Source organism: Microbacterium sp. 10M-3C3 (assembly GCF_003931875.1).
GTDB lineage: Bacteria > Actinomycetota > Actinomycetes > Actinomycetales > Microbacteriaceae > Microbacterium.
On record NZ_CP034245.1, the window covers coordinates 1,505,168 to 1,524,961 of the forward strand.

Here is a 19,794-nt window from a genome sequence, read left to right on the forward strand (position 1 = left end):
GGATCGCTCCATGCATGACGGGGTGGATGCGGCGCGGCACGACGCCATCGCCGACGGTCGCGACGAGTCGCCGGCGGAACGCGCCGACCGCAATTGGAACGAGGTCCTGCAGGAGCTGCGCGTGCTCCAGACCGGCACCCAGATCCTCACGGGATTCCTCCTCGCCCTCGCCTTCCAGCCGGCGTTCGCCGACCTCGACGCCGGGCAGCGGGTGCTCTACCTCGTGCTCGTCGTGCTGGCGGCGCTCAGCGCGATCATCGCCCTCGCGCCGGTGGCCCTCCACCGCGTCGTCTTCCGGCAGCGCGAGAAGCGAGCGGTGGTCGCGTACGGCCACGGCGCGCTCATCATCGCCCTCCTCACGGTCGCCCTGCTCCTGGGCGGGGTCGTCGCCTTCGTGTTCGACGTCGTCGTGGGCGCCGACGCCGGCCTCGCCACCGCGGCGGCCCTGGGTGCCCTCATCCTCGTACTGTGGGTCGTGGTGCCGCTCATGATCCGGATGCGGCGGCGACGGGAGGAGATCGGATGACGGCGGAGTCCGTGGGGGTCGCGGTCGCGCAGTTCGCGCCGTCGGCTTCGCCGGCCGCGAACCTGGAGGCCGTCGCTGAGCTCACCGAGCGCGGGGCGGCACGCGGGGCGCGCGTCGTGCTGTTCCCCGAGTACACGAGCTACTTCGTCGACCCGTTCGACGACACCCTCGCCGCCCATGCCGAGCCGCTCGACGGCCCCTTCACGTCGGCCCTGCGCGAGCTCGCGGCGCGCCACGGCGTCGTGATCGCAGCGGGACTCGTCGAATCCGCCGAGGGCCGTCGCGTGCGCAACACGATCGTGGCGGTCGATGCCGACGGTGTCGTCGCGACCTACCGCAAGCTGCACCTGTACGACGCCTTCGGGCAGCGGGAGTCGGACTGGGTCGAGCCCGGGGAGCTCGTCGCTCCCGAGACGTTCGTTGTGGAAGGTCTGCGCTTCGGGCTCATGACCTGCTACGACGTGCGCTTCCCCGAGGTCGCGCGCACGCTCGCCGACGCCGGCGTCGACGTCGTCCTGATGGGCGCCGAGTGGGTGCGCGGGCCGCTCAAGGAGCACCACTGGCGCACGCTCGTCCACGCGCGGGCGATCGAGAACACCCTCTTCGTCGCCGCGGCCGACCATCCGCCGCCCCTCGGCGTGGGCAACTCGCTCGTCGTCGATCCGCAGGGGGTGCAGATCGCCGGCGTCGGGACGGGCACCGACGTCGCGGTCGCGCACCTCGACGTCGAAGTGGTCGCCCGGGTGCGACGCGTCAACCCCGCGCTCGCGCTGCGTCGCTACCGCGTCATCCCGCGCTGATCCGGTCGAGCGTCGCCAGGCGGGCGGATGCCTCGGCCAGGACGTCGTCGCGCTTGCACGCCGCGAAACGGAGCAGGCTCGCGTAGTCGCCGCGGTGCGCGGGAGTCGCGAACGCCGTCAGCGGGATCGCGACGACGCCGGCGAGCTCGGGCAGCTCGCGGCAGAACGCCGCGGCGTCGCGGACGCCCAGAGGCTCCGCATCCGCGACGGTGAAGTACGACCCCGCCGGCTCGAACACGTCGAAGCCCGCGGCCCGCAGGCCCGCACCGAGCAGGTCGCGACGGCGCCGCAGCCGGTCCGCGGCCTCGGCGAAGAAGGTCCGCGGCAGGCGGAGGCCCTGGGCCACGGCGGGCTGGAACGGTGCCCCGTTCACATACGTGAGGTACTGCTTGACCGCCACGACGGCGTCGACGAGGTCGGCGGGAGCGGTGAGCCAGCCGATCTTCCACCCCGTGACCGAGAACGTCTTCCCGGCGGAGGAGATGGAGATCGTGCGGTCCCATGCGCCGGGAAGCGTCGCCAGCGGCACATGAGGCCCGGCGAAGACCAGGTGCTCGTAGACCTCGTCGGTCACGAGGAACGCGTCGTGACGCTCGGCGAGGGCCACCAGCGTCTCGCGCGTCGCGGCGTCGAACACCGCCCCGGTCGGGTTGTGCGGATCGTTCACCAGGATGGCGCGAGTGCGGTCGCTGACGGCGGCGGCCAGCTCGTCGAGGTCGGGCTGGAAGCCGGGCGCGCGCAGCGGCACCGGCACGAGCCGCGCGCCGGCCAGCGCGATGACGGCGGCGTAGGAGTCGTAGTACGGCTCGAACACGACGATCTCGTCGTCCGGACCGTCCACGAGCGCGAGGAGGGTTGCCGCGAGAGCCTCGGTCGCACCGGCGGTGACGAGCACATGACGGTCGGCGTCGAGATGCAGGCCGTAGAACCGCTGCTGGTGGGCGGCGATCGCCTCCCGCAGCTCCGCGATCCCGCGACCGGGCGGATACTGGTTGACGCCGGCGCCGATCGCCTCACGCGCTGCGTCCAGCACCTCGGCCGGGCCGTCCTCGTCGGGAAAGCCTTGGCCGAGATTGATCGCACCCGTCCGCGCCGCCAGTGCCGACATCTCGGCGAAGATCGTGGGGGTGGTCGAACCGTCGGGGGCACGCAGGCCGGCGCCCTCGGCCGCACGTCGCCACGCGCCGGGAATGTCTCGCATCCTCCTCACGCTAGTCGCATATGCACGGCCCATACCGGGCATAGAAAACCCACAGCAAGAACCGTCAGCCTGGTTATCGCTTGGCAGAAGGAGCATCCGATGAGCGACCACCAGGGCGACCGCCCGGAAGAGAACGTGCCGGCGCAGACGCCGGAGACCAGCACCCCTCACCCGACCCCCGCCGCCGAGGCCGCGGCCCCGGCCGCGCCCACCGGCGCAGGCACCCCCGACTCCGCGGGCGCGACGCGCCCCGCACCCCCGCTCCCGCCGGCCGGATGGCAGGCGCAGCGCCCGCCGTACACCGGCACGCCGCAGCCCGCCTACGGCGTACCGCCGCGCCCCGAGTACGCGGGGCAGCCCGCTCAGCCGGGTGCCGCGTTCGGCGCGACGGCGACGCATCCGACCGTTCCGCTCGCTGACAGCGCTCCGGCGCCCGCGCGTCGCTCCGGCGGCGCGGGCAAGGTCGCCGCGCTGATCGTGGCGGCCGCGCTCGTCGGCGGCGGCGCGGGCCTGGGCGGCGCCTACGCCGGCGTCCAGCTGTGGGGCGGCACGACGTCGTCCCCCGCCGCCGGGCCGCAGACCGTGACGGTCAACAACCCCGACAGCGTCACCGCCACCTCGGCGATCGCGGCGAAGGTCGTGCCGAGCGTCGTGACGATCAGCGCGTCGTCGGGTTCGGGCGGCGGCACGGGCTCGGGCGTCGTGCTGAACGACGAGGGCTACGTGCTCACCAACACCCACGTCGTCACCCTCGACGGTCAGACCGGCGACGCGCAGCTGAGCGTCACGACGTCGGACGGCCGTGTGTTCGAGGCGACGATCGTCGGCACCGACCCGACCTACGACCTCGCCGTGATCAAGCTCGAGGGTGCGACAAACCTGACGCCGATCGAGTGGGGCGACTCCGACAAGCTGAACGTCGGTGACGCCACCGTGGCCGTGGGCGCACCGCTCGGACTGTCCAACACCGTCACCACGGGCATCGTCAGCGCGCTGAACCGGTCGATCCAGGTCGCCTCCTCGGCGGCCCCCGAGGGCAACGGCGACCAGCAGGCGCCCGAGCAGGGCGGCGAGAGCCCGTTCTTCTTCGACTTCGGGCAGGGTCAGCAGCAGCAGCAGGCCACCGAGTCGATCAGCATCGCCGTCATCCAGACGGATGCGGCGATCAACCCGGGCAACTCGGGCGGCGCGCTGGTGAACAGCGAGGGCAAGCTCATCGGCATCAACGTCGCGATCGCCTCGGCGGGCGGCTCGTCCTCGGGCGGTCAGTCCGGTTCGATCGGCGTGGGCTTCTCGATCCCGTCCGACATCGCCCAGCGCGTCTCGCAGGAGATCATCGAGAACGGCTCGGCGACGCACGGTCTGCTCGGCGCGTCGGTGCAGCCCGCATCGTCGGTGCAGGGCACCGACATCGCCGGCGCCTACCTCGCCGACGTGAGCCAGGGCGGTGCGGCGCAGCAGGCAGGCCTGCGCAAGGGCGACATCGTGACCGAGTTCAACGGCAAGCCGATCACGGATGCGACGGACCTCACCGCGCAGGTGCGGGCCCTCGCCGCCGGCTCCGAGGCGAAGATCACCTACGTCCGCGGCGGCAGCTCCGAGACGGCGACGGTCACCCTCGGCGAGCTCGGCTCCTGACGTCCCGAAGGACGACGCCACCCCGCGACAGCATCGCGGGCCTGGACGCAGTGACACCGTGTCGTGACGCCACCCCGCGACAGCATCGCGGGCCTGGACGCAGTGACACCGTGTCGTGACGCCACCCCGCGATAGCATCGCGGGGTGGCGTCTTTCTCGTTCGGAGCGGGGAACGCGCGCAAACTCCTGAGCATCCCGCTGTACGCCGCGGGTCGACTGGCCACCCTCGTCATCCCGCGCACGCGCGACCGGTGGGTGTTCGGATGCGCCGTGGGCATCGCCGACGGCGCACTGGCTCTGTGGGACGTGGCCGCCGGTCATGGCACACCGGCGCTGTGGCTCGTCGCGTCCGACGAGGAAGCCGCCGTTGCGGCGGAACGCGGCATCCCGCACGTCCGCAAGGGCGGTCCGCGCGGGTTCTGGGCGACCGCGCGCGCCCGGGTCGTCGTGGTGACGCACGGCTTCGGCGATGTGAACCGCTACGCCGTCTCCGGAGCGTTCCTCGTGCAGCTGTGGCACGGGATCCCGCTCAAGCGCATCGGCCTGGACTCGCCGGAGACGTTCCGCAGCGGCATCCTGCCCCGATCGCGTGTCGTGCGGGCTGTGCTGCGCCGCATGTACGCGTCGACCACCGCCCGCATCCGGCTGCTGCCGGCTGCGTCGCACCTCGTGCGCGGCCGGCTGGAGTCGGCGTTCGGGCTGCCCGACGCCCGGGTGGTGGTGACGGGGGAGCCGCGCGTCGATGTGCTCTCGCGGGGGAGCGCGGCCGAGCGCCGGGAGAGGGCGCGCACGGCGCTCGCGGGGCTCACCGCCACCTCGCCGCGGCGTCACGTGCTGTACGCGCCGACGTGGCGCGACGGCGCTCCCGATCCCGCCGTTCCGTCTGCCGAGGAATGGCGCGCTTTGCTCGAGGTGCTCGACCGCCACGACGCCGTGCTGCTCGTGCGCTCGCACCCGCTGGGTGCGGGGGAGTACGCCCCGCCGGTCGACACGGCTCGCGTGCAGCCGCTCGGCAGCGACCGGGTCGCCGACGTGACACCGCTCCTTCCCGGGATGGACGTGCTCGTGACCGACTACTCGTCGCTCGCGTTCGACGCGGGACTGGTGCCGCTGCCCGTGCTCTTCCTCGCCCCCGACCTGGAGGAGTACCGCGCGCGGCGCGGCTTCTACGGTCGGTACGCCGATGTCGCCGGCACGGATTGGGCCTCGTCGTGGCAGGTCCTCACGGGCCAGCTCGACGCGGTGCTCGCCGACCCCGCGGAGCGCGCCGCCCGCTCGTTCGCTCTGAGCGAACAGGTCCATGCTTTCCGTGACGGACGCAACGCGCAGCGCGTCCACGCTCTCATCCGCGCCGGCATCGGCGCCCCCGAGGAGGATTCATGACGGCCATCCGCTTCGCACGCGGCGACGACGGGGTCGCCTTCGCCGAGGTGACCGGCGAGGGGCCGCGCCCGATCAGCGTGTCGCTGGTCGGACGACGCGCCGGCGTCCAGGCGCGCCTGTCGGGTCGCGGCCGCACCTGGCGGGCGACACTGCCGCTCGTGGCCGCCCGCTGGGGCGGGCCGGAGCTGCCGCTGCCGACCGGCGCCTACCGCCTCCTCATCGAGCGCGGGGAGGCCACGGACGCCGACGTTCCCACGGAGCCCGTGTCGCTGGCGCAACTCGGGACGCTTCGCGCGTCGTGGGACGGAGCGCATGTGCGGATCGGGCCGCCGCTGGATCCGGCCTTCGACTCCGGGGAAGGGCAGGACGCTCTCGAGCGACGCTATGCGGCCGGCCGCGACGCGCTCGAGAACGCGGTGTTCTTCGAGAGCTTCTACGGGCGCAACGCCAGCTGCAACCCGCTCGCGATCGATCGGGAGCTCGCGCGGCGGGCACCGGGCATCCACCGCTACTGGAGCGTCGTCGATCTGTCGGTGCAGGTGCCCGAGGGTGCTGTCGCCGTCGTCGAGGGCAGCCCCGAGTGGTGGCGCGCGCGCGGCTCGTCGCGTCTGCTCGTCGTGAACGACTGGATGCGGCGCCGCTTCGCGCGTCGCCCCGGTCAGCACGTGCTGCAGACGTGGCACGGCACCCCCCTCAAGCGCCTCGCGCTGCACCGGCCCGGGTTCGACCCGCGGCGGGCGGCCGCGGTCGTCAAGGAATCGCGGCGCTGGGACGTGCTGCTCGCGCAGAATCCGTACGCCGCCCGCATCCTGCGAAAGGCCTACGCGTTCTTCCGCCGGCCGATCTGGGTCGAAGGCTATCCCCGCAACGACGTTCTCGTGACCGACGACGGACGTGCGACGCGCGCGGCCCTCGGCATCGCACCGGACGCGCGCGTGCTGCTGTACGCCCCGACGTGGCGCGACGACCGCGACGAGATCGTCGATTTCGTCGACCCCGCCGCCCTCGCCGAAGCGCTCGGCGCGGTGGTCCTCGTGCGCGGCCATTCGCGCACCCTGCTGCCGGGCTCGGACGCGCACGGCGAGCGGGTCGTCGACGTGACGGCGTTCCCGGACACGTCGCGGCTGCTGACCGTCGCCGACGCGCTCATCACGGACTACTCGTCTGTCATGTTCGACTTCAGCGTCACCGGCAAGCCGATGTACTTCCTCGTCCCCGACATGGAGCACTACCGCGGCGAGCTGCGCGGCTTCTACTTCGACCTCGCGCGCGCCGCGCCGGGGCCCTTGGTGCGCACGCAGGACGAGCTCATCCACGAGCTCCGCGACGGCGATCCGGCGGCGCACGCCGCCGCCTACGAGCGGTGGCGCGCCACCTTCAACGCGCGCGACGACGGTCGCGCCGCCGAGCGGGTGGTGGCGCGGATCATCGACCAGGGCCTCGTCGACGTCGAGCCCTGACCGCACGTCGCGTCACGGCAGCGGCGTGTTGCGGCCGTCCAGGCGCGAGGTGTCGACGGTGTCGTGCGCGCCCGAGGCAAGCCCTCCGAGGAATCCCGTGCCCCACGCCAGATGCATCGTAGGAAGCACGGCGAGGGTCCACAGCTTGTCGCGCCACCCCGAGCCGCCGCCCCGGCCGGCGGCGACCGCGCCGACCAGCACCGCGTATGCCGCGACGGGCACGTAGACGACGCTGAGCGCCGCGGAGACGACGCCCGTCACCGCGCGTGTCGCCTGCAGCACTCCGACGACCGCGGAGGCCGCGAGCGACCCCACGAGTGCGGGCGGCGCGAAGAAGCGCAGCGAGTTGCGGCGCCCGTAGCGGCGCACGAGCTCGCCCCGCCACGCGCCGGTGGCGCGGAACTGTCGCACCAGCCGCGTCCAGCTCTCGCGCGGCCAGTAGACCACGGAGAGGGCCGGGTCGAACCACACGCGGTAGCCGGCGCGGCGGATGCGCAGATTCAGCTCCCAGTCCTCGCCGCGGCGGACCGACTCGTCGAAGTAGCCGACCTCCTCGAGCACCGAGCGGCGCATGACCCCGAGGTACGCCGACTCCGCCGGGCCCTCCTTGGTGCCGCCGTGGTAAGCGCCGCCGCCCAGTCCGATGGGAGAGTTGTACGCGCGCGCGACCGCCCGCTGGAACGGCGTGCGCCCGTCGGCGCGCATGACGCCGCCGACGTTGGCCGCGCGGACGCGCGCGAGCGTCTCGAGGGCCCGGCGCGTGTACTCGGGTGAGAGCTCCGAATGCGCGTCGACACGGACGATCGTCGGGTAGGAGCCCGCGCGGATCGCGAGGTTCAGGCCCACGGGGATGTCGGCCGCGGGGTTGTCGACGAGCACGATCCGGTCGTCCTCGGTGGCGAGCGCCCGGGCGACGTCGTTCGTGCCGTCGCTCGAGGGGCCGAGGGCGAGCACCAGCTCCACCGGACCGAGCACATCCTGCGCGAGCACCGTCTCGACGGCGCGGCGCAGGTATGCGCGTTCGTTGAGCACGGGCATGACGAACGTCACGCCCGCGTCCGCCGCCGGGACGGGCGCGTCTCTGCGTCCGGGATCGGCGACGTGCATCCGTCGATCATGTCACGGGCCGCTGGGTACCCTGGAGGGATGCGACCGGTCCACGACGTGAAACTGGCGTGGGGACTGCTCCGCAAGGGGATCGCCCACCGCGCGGCGCTCGCGGCGGTGCGCAGGGCGGTCGCCGCCGCCCCGCCGCATCCGCCCCACCGCTACCGCGTGGCGGTGTACTTCGCCGACGGTGCCGTGAACATGTACCAGATGCGGCAGTGGTACCGGCCCCTCGCAGGCCTCGCCGAAAACTGGCCGGTCGTGGTCCTCGCCCGTTCGCCCTTCGGCGCGCGCGCCCTCCTCGAGGACGGTGCGCTGCCCGTCGCCTTCGTGCCCACCGTCGCCGACATCGAGCGCTTCCTCGTCGAGCAGGACATCCGCGTCGTGCTCTACGTCAATCAGAACACCCGCAATTTCCAGATGTTCCGGTACGGGCACCGGTGGCACGTATTCATCAACCACGGCGAGTCCGACAAGATGTACATGACCACGAACCAGTTCAAGGCGTACGACTTCGCCTTCGTCGCCGGCGATGCGGCCCGTGAGCGGCTCTCCCGGGTGCTGTGGGATTACGACATCGACGAGCGCACGTTCGAGATCGGCCGCCCGCAGGCCGACCACTACTCCGGCACGCTCCCGTACACCCCCGACGGCCGCACGGTCGTGCTGTACGCGCCGACGTGGGAGGGCGACCGGCCCTCCGCGCACTACGGCTCGATCCGCACGCACGGCGAGGCGCTCGTCGACGCGCTGCTCGCGACCGGGCGGCACCGGGTGATCTACCGGCCGCACCCGCGCTCAGGAGTCGTCGACCCCGAGTACGGGGCCGCGCACCGTCGCATCCTCGCCGCGATCGAGGCCGCCAACGGCGCGGATGCGGCGGCGCAGCACGTGTACGACGACCGGCCGGAGCTCGGCTGGCAGCTGGCGGCCGCCCACCTCGCGGTCGTCGACATCTCGGCCATGGTGTACGACCGCCTCGCCGCCGACAAGCCGCTCATGATCACGCGACCCGTCGACCCCGAGGCGGCGATCGACACCCACGGCTACCTGTCGGCCTGCGAGTGGCTCACCGCAGACGAGGCGCCCTCGATCGTGGCCCACGCCGATCGCGTGCTGCGCGACCCCGACGCCGTGCAGCGCCTCGAGCGGTGGGTACGGCACTACTTCGGCGACACGACCCCCGGCGCGGCGACCGCCCGGTTCCACGCCGCCGTCGCCGAGCTCATGGCGCGCTGGGACCAGTGGCACTCGCGGCCCGCCGCCCGAGATGACGTGGACGCCGAGGCCGTCGGCGCCGGCGACGCGCCGGAGAGCCCCGACCCGGAGGGCGCGGAGTCCTGACGCCGGGGCGGCGTCAGCCGGCCATGCGGCGCACGGCGGACAGCGGGATGTGCAGCCAGTCGGGGCGGTTCCGCGCCTCGTAGACGGTCTCGTACAGCGCCTTGTCGAGCTCGAACGCCCGCACGAGCTCCTCCGTGAGGGGCGCGGCCGCGGGCGATGCGGCATAGCCGTCGAGGAAGGCCCGGCGTGCGCTCTCGGCCCACCGCGCCGGGTCGGCATGCTCGGTCGCGGGCACCGAGGAGGCGACGTAGGCGAAAGAGCGCAGCATCCCGGCGACATCGCGCACCGCGAAGTCGGGCGACAGGCGTTCGGCGATGGGCCGCAGCGGCTCGCCCTCGAAGTCGAGCAGCACCCAGCCGCGTCCGGGCACATCGAGCACCTGGCCGAGGTGCAGATCGCCGTGCACGCGCTGCAGCCGCGGCCATGGCACGGCCTGCGCGCGACCGAAGACCGCCTCGATCCCGGGTCGGAGAGCCGCGAGCTCGGGCACGGCGTCGACCGCGGCGTCGAGGCGCCCTCGCCACCCCGCGACGGCTCCCGCCCGCGCGAGGTCGGTCGCCTCCGCGGTGGGGAAGAGCCGCGCCAGCGCGGCGTGGACGTCGGCGACGGCCCGCCCGAGGCTGCGGGCCGAGTCGCTGAAGTCGCTCCCGGAGGCAGCGGCGCGCAGCGCGACCCGCCACGCGTCCTCGACGCCGGGGAAGAACTCCTGCGCGAACGCGAGCGAGCCGCTGACGACGGTGGCGGCGCGCGGATCGTGCCACACGGCCGACACCGTTCCGACCGCCGGCGGCACGGCGCGGATGCCGGCATCGGACAGGGCGACCTGCAGCTCGATGTCGGGATTCACTCCCGCGTGCACCTGGCGGAACAGCTTGCAGATGACCGGTGCGCCGTCGTCTGTGCGCAGGATGATCGACGTGTTGGACTGCTCGCCCGACAGCACGGCTCCTGAGACGTGTGCGCCGGTCGCGCGCCCGTCGTGCGCGGGCTCCGCGTGCACGGGTCCGACGTCGCCGGCGATGGTGGCGCCGCCCGTCAGCCACGCGTGCAGGATGTCGTGGAAGGCCGGATCGTGGGCGCCGTCGGTGAGGACGCCCCCGTCGATCTCGCCGATAACGGTGGCGTCTCCGGGGGAGTCGGCTCGGATGACGACCGGCACCTGGTACACGACCGGGACCGCGCCGCCGGCGTCGCCGACCAGCAGCAGCTCCGCGCGCGTCTGCGCGGTGGAGCCGAGATCCCAGCGGGCGACGAGCGTGAGGGCGGGAACGGTTCCTTTGCCGGTGTACCAGCGCTGCCGGGGCATCCATTCGGTCAGGCGCGCCAGCAGATTCTCCATGCCCGCGAGACTAGTCGGAGGGTCCTTCCACGCCGCGGGGCTTGCCAATCTCCCCGGCGGTATGGTCGTCGCCCGCCCTGCGCGCCCGTCGGCCCGTGGCCCGACGCGCGGTCGATGCGATCGCGCCGCTCACGCGCTGCGCGATCGCGCCCGCGGTGTGCTCCATCCGTCGTGCGCCCGGACGCGGTTCGAGCTCGGCGGGGAAGAGCGCCGGCGGCGGGCCGAACGCGCGTCGGGAGCCGGTGAGCACGCGGCGACCGAGGATGTGGTTGCCGGCGCCGCCGACGGCCGCGCCGACGCCGAACGGGAGGGCCTTGCCCAGCCACGAGGCGCCGCCCCGGGCGGCGAACTGGCGCACGAAGGCGGTCTTGAGGCGGTCGACCACCGGACCGATGGCGGCTCGCGGGATCGTCTTGGTCACAAGATCGCCCCAGTAGCCGGCGCGCGTCGGGCCGCGGCCCGCCGCCTGGCCGGCCAGCTGCGCGAGCAGGTCGACGCCCTCGCTGCCGAGCATGAGCGTCAGCACGAGGGCACGCGCGCGGTCGGGGTCCTCGATCGCGACGCCGTGCACCTCGGCGATCGACTGCGCGAACAGCGCCGTCGCCTCGAGGAACCCGAGCGTCTCGACGCCGCTGAGCGCGAGCGTCACGCCCGTTCCGATTCCCGGCACGACAGCCGTTGCGCCCACCGCGGCGCCGCCGGTCGTGACGGCGGCGAGGTACCGGCGCTCCAGGATGCGGACGATCTCGGGCGTCGTGGCCTTCGGATGCCGCAGCCGGATGCTGCGCAGGTGCGCGATCACGACGGGCCGCTGGACCGCGAGCACGCGGTCCAGGGCGCGGATCGCGAGCGGGTGCTCGTCGGAGCCCACCGGCGGCAAGCCGCCGGCCCACGGTGCATCCTGCGGGAGGGAGTGGATGCGGTGGACCTTCTCGTTCATCCCGCGCATCCTACGCACGCCGGGCGGACGCCGGCTGGGTGCTTCACACGAAGTGGTTCGCGCGCTCGAGGTCCTCGGCGAAGTCCACCTCGACGGCGTACAGGTCGGAGATGTCCATCGGCTCCAGGCGGACGCCGTCCTCGGCGATCGCGAGCTCGAGGCCGCGCTCGAAGTAGTCCTGGTCCTTGACGCGCAACAGCTGACGCTGGAGCGCCTTCTTGTCGCGGCGCGAGATGTAGTTGATGCCGACGGCCTCGCCGATGCCTCCCTCGACGGTCTTGGAGAGCTCCTTGATCCAGCCCTCGGCCGTCACGGTGTACTTGACCTCTTCGTCGCTGACCTTTGCGGTGTTGACCGTGACGAACGACTGGTCGCGCTCGATGAGCGGAAGGGCGCGGCCGAGCACGCGGGGGTCGAAGACGACGTCGCCGTTCATCCAGAGGACGCCGCCCTTGCCCGTCTGCGCGAGTGCGCGCAGCAGAGACTTCGAGGTGTTCGTCTGGTCGTACCGCTCGTTGTAGACGTAGTCGGCCTCGGGGAAGGCGTCGACGATCGTCTCCGCGCGGTACCCCACGACGGTCAGGATGCGCGCATCCGGACCGAACGTCGCGTGCACGTTGTCGTGCTGCTGCTGCATGATGCTGCGGCCGTCGGCGAGCTCGGTGAGGGGCTTGGGCAGGCTGCGGCCGAGCCGTGAGCCGAGGCCGGCGGCGAGGATGACGATCTGAGGGGACACGATGATGCTCCTGGGGTTGGTTCACTTCCGGTTCACCGGAAAGCCACTCCTTTGTGCGTAGGCCATGCTAGCGATGCCCCCTGAAGAAGAGCAGAATACGCTGCGGCCGTTGCCCATTCGTGACACATGGTGTAGCGCCGCGGGGCCCTCCACAGCGTCCTGTGCCGGTCGCCCGACTTGGTAGTTTGGACCGATGACCGCCGCCTCGCTCCCGCTGCCGGAGGACCTTCCTCCCGACGCCGCCGATGGCGAGGGCGACAGCTCGCCGGCCACGCCTCCTGCGGCGCCGCGCAAGACGCCGGCGAAGCGTCCGACGACCCCGCGCAAGCCCGCCGCGCCGCGCGCGAACACGGCCTCGTCGACCGCGAAGAAGCCGGCCGCGTCGACAAGAAAGCCCACGTCCGGCGCGGCCGCGGCCAAGAAGGTTGGCGGTGGCACGACGACGCCGCGCAAGACGACACCGCGTCGCCCGTCCTCCTCCGCCCGGTCTGCGGCAGCGACTCCCGACGGTGCGGTGGTCCCCGGTCCGCCGCCTCCGCTTCCCGACGACCTGACGCTCCCCGTCGAGGTCGTCATCCCGCCGCGGCCGCCTCTGCCGCCGGTGCCGCCGCTGCCGGCCGATCTCGTCGCGCCGCGGAGCGACACCCCGGCCGCGGCGCCAACGGTCGCGCCGGAGTCCAAGCCGGTCGTCGAGCCGGAGCCGGTCGAGCCCGAGCCTGAGCCGCTCGTCGAGCCGGAGCCGATCGTCGCGCCCGAGCCCGTCGTCGCGCCCGAGCCCGTCGTCGGGCCGGAGCCGGTCGTCGAGCCCGGTCCGGAACCTGTCGTGGAGCCGGTCGAACCCGAGCCCGAGCCGGTCGTCGAGCCGGAGCCGGAGCGGGAGCCGGTCGTCGAGCCGGAGCCGGTCGTCGGGCCGGAGCCGGTGGTCGAGCCCGAGCCGGAACCTGTCGTGGAGCCCGAGCCGGAGCCGGAGCCCGTCGCCGAGTCGGAGTCCGCTGCTGCCGTCGAGTCGGAATCGTTGGAGTCCGAGCCGGCGGCCGAGGCGACGCCGCTCGTCGTGGTCTCGGAGACGGACTCCGACGTCTCGCCCGACGCGGCGGTGCCGGCGCTCGCCCTGACCGGTGTCTCCAAGTCTTTCGGCGGCGCGCGCGCGGTCGACGACGTCGACCTGACGGTGCCCGCGGGCTCGTTCTACGGCATCGTCGGCCCGAACGGCGCGGGGAAGACCACGACCCTCTCGATGATCGCGGGACTGCTCGTGCCGGATGCCGGCACCATCCGCGTGAACGGTGTCGATGTGCGCGAGGACACGGCGCGGGCCAAGCGCGCGATGGGCGTCCTGCCCGATCGGCTCCGCACGTTCGACCGGCTCACCGGCCGTCAGCTCCTCTACTACTACGGTGTGCTGCGCGGTCTGCCGTCCGCCGTGGTGGAACGGCGCATCTCCGACCTCGCGCGCGCCTTCGACCTCGTCGACGCCCTCGGTCGCAAGGTCTCGGACTACTCGGCCGGCATGACGAAGAAGGTGATGCTCGCCGGGGCGATGATCCACTCGCCGCGGCTCCTCGTCCTCGACGAGCCGTTCGAGTCGGTCGACCCCGTCTCCAGCGCCGTCATCCTCGACATCCTCGGCACCTACGTCGAGCACGGCGGCACGGTGATCCTCTCCAGCCACGGCATGGAGCTCGTCGAGCGCGTGTGCTCGCGTGTCGCCGTGCTCGTCGCCGGCCAGGTGCTCGCGGAGGGTACGGTCGAGGACGTCCGCGGAGCAGGAACGCTGCAGGAGCGGTTCGTGGAGCTTGCGGGCGGGCTCGGCGACCTGGAAGGCCTCGAGTGGCTGCATACGTTCTCCGACTGAGGCTCGCGTCGCTGCTGGGCGCGCTGCGCGGCGATCGGCGTCACGTCGTGCGCATGACGATCGGGCTCGTGCTGCTGGCCGCTGCGACCGCCGCGGCCTGCATCGCGGTGCTGAGCCTGCGCGACGACAGCGTCGCCGCCGCCCGCGTCGTCACCGTGCTCGGCGGGTCGGCCATCACGCTCGGGTTCGCCCTCGGCCCGCTCCTGCTCGGCGCCGTCGATCCGCTCGATCCGCGCCGGTTCGCCGTGGTCGGCCCCTCCGCCGGCCCCCTCGCGGCGATCCTCGCCCTCGCCGGCTTCCTGAGCGTGCCGATCCTCGTCGTGATCGCGGTCGCGGTGTCGGCGGCCGTGATGTGGCGCGCGCATGGCGCGCCGGTGGCCCTCGTGGTGGTCTCCGTCGTGCTGTCCGTCGTCGTGTGCACCCTGCTCGCCCGCGTGAGCGAGGCGGTCTCGGCCCTCGTCGTCCGGCAGCGTCGCTCACGCGAGCTGACGAGCCTGTTCCTCGTCGTCGTCGTGGTGGTCGTCGTCCCGGTGGGCGTGTTCCTCGCCTCGCTCGAGTGGGGTCGCACGGTGCCCGTGCAGCTGTCCGAGGCGGCGGGCGTCTTCGCGATGACGCCGCTCGGCGCCGCGTGGGCGCTTCCCGATCCGACGGCGCCGTGGGGCGCGAGCCTCGCCGTCGCGCTGGCGACTGCGGCGGTGCTCGCCGGGGTGTGGGCGCTGCTCGTGCGACACATGCTCACGAGCGTCGAGCGCCCCCTCGCGGTGCGCGAGCGCGGCGGCCTCGGCTGGTTCGCCGTCGCGCCCGGCACGCCGGGCGGCGCGATCGCCGCACGCAGCCTCGTCTACTGGCTCCGCGACCGCCGGTACCTCGTCAACATCGTCGTGATCCCGTTCGCGGCCGTCCTCACGGCGATCCCGCTCCTCGTGGCCGGTGTGCCGTTCGAGATCGTCGTGCTCGTGCCGGTGCCGATCATGGCGCTGTTCTTCGGATGGTTGCCGCACAACGACGTCGCCTACGACTCCACCGCGGTGTGGATGCACCTTGCCGCGGGCGTCCGCGGGGCCGCCGACCGGGTCGGTCGCCTCGTGCCGATCGTCCTCATCGCCGTGCCCGTGCTCGCGATCGCCGTGTCGGTGTCGACCGCGCTCCACGGTCGATGGGCCGTGCTCCCCGCGCTCGCGGGGGTGTGCGCGTCGCTGTTCCTGTGCGCGCTCGGGCTCTCGAGCATCACGTCGGCCCTCGCTCCGTACGCGGTCACGCGTCCGGGCGACAGCCCGTTCCAGCAGCCGCAGCGCACCGGCTCGGGCGGAGCCATCGCACAGGCCTTCGTCATGATCGGCGCGATCGTGCTGAGCGCGCCGGCCCTGTGGTGGGGATGGCTCACGCTCACGCGCGACACCGAGTGGGCCGTCCCAGCGCTGTGGGGCGGTGTCGTCGAGGGGGTCGTCGTGCTCGCCGGCGGCGTCGCCATCGGGGCCGCCGTGTTCGTGCGCCGCGGCGACCGCATCATGGAGTTCGCCGAAGCGACCTGACCCGGCGGGTTCGGCCGCGGCTAAACTGGCTCACCATGAGCACGCCCATCGACCAGCCCGACCAGGGCGGCATCGCCACCCTCGACCGCGAGCTCGAGGAGCTCATCCGCGAGGAGAACGTCGAGCCGGGCGACCATGAGCGCTTCTCGCACTACGTGAAGAAGGACAAGATCCTCGAGTCCGCGCTGACCGGCAAGCCGGTGCGCGCACTCTGCGGCAAGAAGTGGACGCCGGGGCGCGATCCGGAGAAGTTCCCGGTGTGCCCGACGTGCAAGGAGATCTACGAGTCGCTGCAGAGCTGACGGCGCTCACGCCACGTCGACGAAGACCGTGGGGATCGCCGGCTCCGACCGGCTGAGCGCCAGAGCCCGCACCGGGAGCTCCTCGCGCACGCGCGCGTGATGGGCGCGTGCCGCCTCGACGCCGGCCGGCCCCTCCGCCGACGTGTCCGCGTCGCCGGAGACGACGAGCGGAACCTGCAACGCGCGCGCCGTCGGATGCTCCGTGGCGGTGTCGAGCTCATCGAACCCGTCGGAGACCATCACGAGCTCCCGGGTGGCGACGCCGTCCTCGCGCTCGCGGAACGCGGCCTTCCGGCCACCCTTCGACGCCTTGTCGGTGGACGCCTTCGCGACGCCGACCCAGCGTCCGGCCGCGTCCTGGCGCGCGACGAGCTTGTAGACCATGCCGGCGGTCGGACTCCCCGAGCCGGTGACGAGCGACGTGCCCACTCCGTACGCGTCGACCGGGGAGGCCGCGAGCGCGGCGATCGCGAACTCGTCGAGGTCGCTCGTGACGGTGATCCGGGTGCCGGTGGCGCCGAGGTCGTCGAGCTGTGCGCGCACATCCGCTGCGACGGTGGGGAGGTCGCCCGAGTCCAGTCGCACGCCGCCGAGCGACGTTCCCGCCGCCCGCACCGCCGTCTCGACGCCGCGGCGGATGTCGTAGGTGTCGACGAGCAGCGTCGTGCCGGCGCCGAGCGCGGCGACCTGGGAGCGGAAGGCGTCCTCTTCGCTGTCGTGCAGCAGCGTCCAGGCGTGGGCGGCGGTGCCCATCGTCGGGATGCCCCACCGGCGACCCGCCTCGAGGTTGCTCGTCGCGCCGAAGCCCGCGATGTACGCGGCGCGGGCCGCGGCGACGGCGGAGTCCTCGCCGGCGCGGCGGGACCCCATCTCGGCGAGCGGTCGGTCTCCGGCGGCGACCGACATGCGCGCCGCCGCGGTCGCGATCGCGGAGTCGTGGTTGAGCACCGACAGCACGAGCGTCTCGAGGATGACGGCCTCGGCGAACGTCCCCTCGACGGTGAACAGCGGCGAGCCCGGGAAGTAGAGCTCGCCCTCGCGGTAGCCCGAGATGGAGCCGGCGAACCGGTAGTCGGCGAGCCACGCGACGGTCGCCGCATCGACGACCTTCTCGTCGCGCAGGAACCGCAGCTCGTCATCGCCGAAGCGGAAGTCGCGGATGAGGGAGAGGAGGCGCCCCGTGCCCGCGACGACGCCGAAGCGGCGACCTCCGGGCAGGCGCCGCGCGAACACCTCGAACACGCAGCGACGCGTCGCGGTGCCGTCGCGCAGCGCCGCATCCAGCATCGTCAGCTCGTACCGGTCCGTGTGCAGGGCGGTGCTCGCGCTCATGCGCTCACCCTACAAGCGCGCGTCGGGCGGGCTGCACGCGACCTCGGCGCGGGTAGGGTGGGATGTCGTGAATGACGCGCCGATCGGAATCTTCGACTCCGGCGTCGGCGGGCTCACGGTGGCCCGGGCGGTCTCCTCTCTCCTGCCGCGCGAGTCGATCCTCTACGTCGGTGACACCGCGCGCTCGCCCTACGGACCCAAGCCGATCGCCGACGTGCGCCGATACGCGCTCGAGGTACTCGACTCGCTCGTCGGGCAGGGCGTGAAGATGCTCGTCATCGCGTGCAACACCGCGTCGGCGGCGATGCTCCGCGACGCGCGCGAGCGCTACGACGTGCCTGTCGTCGAGGTGATCGGCCCCGCCGTGCGCACGGCGATGTCCACGACGCGCAACGGCCGCATCGGCGTCATCGGCACGGCCGGGACGATCGGGTCGGGCGCGTATCAGGACATGCTCGAGGTCAACGCCCGCCTTACCGTCCACGCGCACGCGTGCCCGCGGTTCGTGGAGTTCGTCGAGGCCGGTGTCACGGATTCGCCCGAGGTGCTCGCGGTCGCGGAGGAGTACCTCGCCCCGCTGCGGCACGCGGGCGTCGACACGCTCGTGCTCGGCTGCACGCACTACCCCTTCCTCGAGGGCGCGATCAGCTACGTCATGGGCCCGGACGTCAGCCTCGTCTCGAGCGACACCGAGACGGCGAAAGACGTCTACCGCCAGCTCGTGAGCCGCGATCTGCTCGCCGGCCCGGACGCCGTCGCCCGGCACGTGTACGAGGCCACCGGCGACTCGGCCGACGAGTTCGTCCGCCTGGCGCATCGCCTCATGGGCCGCGAGGTCCGCGACGTGCAGCTCGTGCAGACGGGCGCGATCGATCTTCCGCGGGCCGCATCCGGCTTGCTCTGAACCCCCGACCCGAGGAGAACCATGACCGACTCCCCGCGCGCCGACGGCCGCGCCGTCGACCAGCTGCGCCCCGTCACGATCGAGCGCGGCTGGTCGCGTCAGGCCGAGGGCTCGGCGCTCATCAGCTTCGGCGACACGCGGGTGCTGTGCACCGCGTCGTTCACGAACGGCGTGCCGCGCTGGCTGACCGGCAAGGGCAAGGGGTGGGTCACGGCCGAGTACGCGATGCTTCCGCGCGCGACCAACAGCCGCAACGACCGCGAGAGCGTCAAGGGCAGGATCGGCGGACGCACGCACGAGATCTCGCGGCTGATCGGACGGGCGCTGCGGGCGGTGGTCGACACGAAGGCCCTCGGCGAGAACACGATCGTCATCGACTGCGACGTGCTGCAGGCCGACGGCGGCACGCGCACGGCCGCGATCACCGGCGCGTATGTCGCGCTGGCCGACGCGATCGCGTGGGGCAAGGAGCGCAAGTTCATCGCACAGCGCTCCGACGTGCTCTTCGACTCCGTCTCGGCCGTCTCCGTCGGCATCGTCGACGGCACGCCGCTTCTCGACCTCGCGTACGTCGAGGACGTGCGCGCCGAGACCGACATGAACGTCGTGGTCACCGGTCGCGGCCTGTTCGTCGAGGTGCAGGGCACCGCCGAGGGCGCGCCGTTCGACAAGGCGGAGCTCGATCGCCTGCTGGAACTGGGCGTCGCCGGATGCGGCGAGCTCCGCGACGCGCAGGCTGCGGCGCTGGCGGGCTGACGTGCCGCGCATCGTCCTCGCGACGCACAACCCGCACAAGGTCGAGGAGTTCCAGGCGCTCGTCGCCGGCGTGCGCGATGACCTCGAGGTCGTCGGGTACGACGGCCCGGAGCCGGTTGAAGACGGTGTGACGTTCGCGGCGAATGCTCTCATCAAGGCACGGGCGGCGGCCGCGCACACCGGGCTGACGGCCCTCGCGGACGACTCGGGAATCTGCGTCGACGTGCTCGGTGGGGCGCCCGGCGTGTTCTCGGCGTACTGGGCCGGGCACGCGAAGGACGCCGTGGCGAACCGCGAGCTCCTGCTCGATCAGCTCGCCGACGTCGCCGACCCGCACCGTACCGCGCAGTTCGTCTCGGTCATCGCGCTCGTGCGTCCCGACGGCAGCGAGGCCACCGTCGAGGGCCGCTGGCCCGGGCGCCTCGCCGCCGCCGCATCCGGGGCTGGCGGGTTCGGCTACGACCCCGTGTTCATCCCGGACGCTCAGGAGCCCGGAGCCGAGCGCACGGTGGGGGAGTGGAGCGCTGCGGAGAAGAACGCCCAGTCGCATCGGGCGCGCGCGTTCGCGGCGCTGCTGCCGCTCCTGCGCACGCTCTGAGCCTCGGGGTCCGACTCCCTCGTCCCGGCGTCGTATCCGCG

General features: G+C 73.0%; 18 protein-coding genes. 12 read left to right on the forward strand and 6 right to left on the reverse strand.

Features of this window, described 5'->3' with window-relative positions; all coding sequences use genetic code 11:
• Positions 1–10 precede the first annotated feature (10 nt).
• Positions 11–526: a DUF6328 family protein gene (locus EI169_RS07195; protein WP_125131725.1), complete on the forward strand. Its 516-nt coding sequence runs from the start codon at positions 11–13 to the stop codon at positions 524–526.
• A complete protein-coding gene (locus EI169_RS07200; RefSeq protein ID WP_125131726.1) occupies positions 523–1,326 on the forward strand; it encodes a carbon-nitrogen hydrolase family protein in 804 nt (267 codons plus the stop codon). Before EI169_RS07195 ends, EI169_RS07200 begins: the two co-directional genes overlap by 4 nt.
• Here the strand turns inward: EI169_RS07200 and EI169_RS07205 are convergent.
• On the reverse strand, positions 1,313–2,527 hold the full coding sequence (locus EI169_RS07205) for an aminotransferase class I/II-fold pyridoxal phosphate-dependent enzyme (protein WP_125131727.1): 1,215 nt from the start codon (positions 2,525–2,527) through the stop codon (positions 1,313–1,315). The two genes, EI169_RS07200 and EI169_RS07205, sit on opposite strands and share 14 nt — an antisense overlap.
• 99 nt (positions 2,528–2,626) lie before the next feature.
• Here EI169_RS07205 and EI169_RS07210 point away from each other — a divergent pair, with 99 nt between their 5' ends.
• The 3 genes from EI169_RS07210 to EI169_RS07220 all read left to right on the forward strand — a co-directional run bounded on the left by EI169_RS07210 (position 2,627) and on the right by EI169_RS07220 (position 7,008).
• Positions 2,627–4,165 carry a trypsin-like peptidase domain-containing protein gene (locus tag EI169_RS07210; protein ID WP_125131728.1) on the forward strand — a complete coding sequence of 513 codons (1,539 nt, stop codon included), beginning with the start codon at positions 2,627–2,629 and terminating at the stop codon, positions 4,163–4,165.
• 144 nt (positions 4,166–4,309) lie between these two features.
• The gene (locus EI169_RS07215) at positions 4,310–5,548 is read left to right on the forward strand and encodes a CDP-glycerol glycerophosphotransferase family protein (RefSeq protein WP_125131729.1); all 1,239 of its coding nucleotides are present in this window, start codon (positions 4,310–4,312) and stop codon (positions 5,546–5,548) included.
• The gene (locus EI169_RS07220) at positions 5,545–7,008 is read left to right on the forward strand and encodes a CDP-glycerol glycerophosphotransferase family protein (RefSeq protein WP_125131730.1); all 1,464 of its coding nucleotides are present in this window, start codon (positions 5,545–5,547) and stop codon (positions 7,006–7,008) included. Before EI169_RS07215 ends, EI169_RS07220 begins: the two co-directional genes overlap by 4 nt.
• A 12-nt stretch (positions 7,009–7,020) precedes the next feature.
• On the opposite strand, the gene EI169_RS07225 is transcribed toward EI169_RS07220, so the two are convergent.
• Entirely contained in the window at positions 7,021–8,115 is a 1,095-nt protein-coding gene (locus tag EI169_RS07225; RefSeq protein ID WP_125131731.1) for a glycosyltransferase family 2 protein, read from the reverse strand.
• Between the two features lie 39 nt (positions 8,116–8,154).
• On the opposite strand from EI169_RS07225, the gene EI169_RS07230 reads away from it, so the two are divergent.
• A complete protein-coding gene (locus EI169_RS07230; RefSeq protein WP_125131732.1) occupies positions 8,155–9,459 on the forward strand; it encodes a CDP-glycerol glycerophosphotransferase family protein in 1,305 nt (434 codons plus the stop codon).
• Between the two features lie 13 nt (positions 9,460–9,472).
• Here the strand turns inward: EI169_RS07230 and EI169_RS07235 are convergent, their stop codons facing one another.
• Genes EI169_RS07235 through EI169_RS07245 form a run of 3 tightly spaced genes read right to left on the reverse strand, consistent with a single transcriptional unit; the run spans position 9,473 to position 12,474 of the window.
• Positions 9,473–10,798: an aminoglycoside phosphotransferase gene (locus tag EI169_RS07235; protein WP_125131733.1), complete on the reverse strand. Its 1,326-nt coding sequence runs from the start codon at positions 10,796–10,798 to the stop codon at positions 9,473–9,475.
• Between the two features lie 10 nt (positions 10,799–10,808).
• Positions 10,809–11,738: a hypothetical protein gene (locus tag EI169_RS07240; RefSeq protein ID WP_125131734.1), complete on the reverse strand. Its 930-nt coding sequence runs from the start codon at positions 11,736–11,738 to the stop codon at positions 10,809–10,811.
• 43 nt (positions 11,739–11,781) lie between these two features.
• The gene (locus tag EI169_RS07245) at positions 11,782–12,474 is read right to left on the reverse strand and encodes an NTP transferase domain-containing protein (RefSeq protein WP_125131735.1); all 693 of its coding nucleotides are present in this window, start codon (positions 12,472–12,474) and stop codon (positions 11,782–11,784) included.
• A gap of 193 nt (positions 12,475–12,667) precedes the next feature.
• On the opposite strand from EI169_RS07245, the gene EI169_RS07250 reads away from it, so the two are divergent.
• Genes EI169_RS07250 through EI169_RS07260 form a run of 3 tightly spaced genes read left to right on the forward strand, consistent with a single transcriptional unit; the run spans position 12,668 to position 16,163 of the window.
• Positions 12,668–14,329: an ABC transporter ATP-binding protein gene (locus EI169_RS07250; RefSeq protein ID WP_125131736.1), complete on the forward strand. Its 1,662-nt coding sequence runs from the start codon at positions 12,668–12,670 to the stop codon at positions 14,327–14,329.
• The gene (locus EI169_RS07255) at positions 14,305–15,861 is read left to right on the forward strand and encodes a hypothetical protein (protein WP_125131737.1); all 1,557 of its coding nucleotides are present in this window, start codon (positions 14,305–14,307) and stop codon (positions 15,859–15,861) included. The genes EI169_RS07250 and EI169_RS07255 overlap by 25 nt, the downstream gene beginning before the upstream one ends.
• Before the next feature lie 35 nt (positions 15,862–15,896).
• Positions 15,897–16,163, forward strand: coding sequence for a DUF3039 domain-containing protein (locus EI169_RS07260; RefSeq protein ID WP_125131738.1), 267 nt, complete (start codon positions 15,897–15,899; stop codon positions 16,161–16,163).
• A 6-nt stretch (positions 16,164–16,169) separates the two neighbouring features.
• On the opposite strand, the gene EI169_RS07265 is transcribed toward EI169_RS07260, so the two are convergent.
• Positions 16,170–17,495 carry a nicotinate phosphoribosyltransferase gene (locus EI169_RS07265; protein ID WP_125131739.1) on the reverse strand — a complete coding sequence of 442 codons (1,326 nt, stop codon included), beginning with the start codon at positions 17,493–17,495 and terminating at the stop codon, positions 16,170–16,172.
• 67 nt (positions 17,496–17,562) lie between these two features.
• Between EI169_RS07265 and murI the strand changes: the two genes are divergently transcribed.
• From murI to rdgB, 3 genes are read left to right on the forward strand one after another with little or no spacing between them, the layout of a single operon-like run.
• The gene (gene murI, locus EI169_RS07270) at positions 17,563–18,399 is read left to right on the forward strand and encodes a glutamate racemase (protein WP_125131740.1); all 837 of its coding nucleotides are present in this window, start codon (positions 17,563–17,565) and stop codon (positions 18,397–18,399) included.
• Between the two features lie 21 nt (positions 18,400–18,420).
• A complete protein-coding gene (gene rph / locus EI169_RS07275; RefSeq protein WP_125131741.1) occupies positions 18,421–19,155 on the forward strand; it encodes a ribonuclease PH in 735 nt (244 codons plus the stop codon).
• 1 nt (position 19,156) lies between these two features.
• Positions 19,157–19,753: an RdgB/HAM1 family non-canonical purine NTP pyrophosphatase gene (gene rdgB / locus EI169_RS07280; protein ID WP_125131742.1), complete on the forward strand. Its 597-nt coding sequence runs from the start codon at positions 19,157–19,159 to the stop codon at positions 19,751–19,753.
• Positions 19,754–19,794 lie beyond the last annotated feature (41 nt).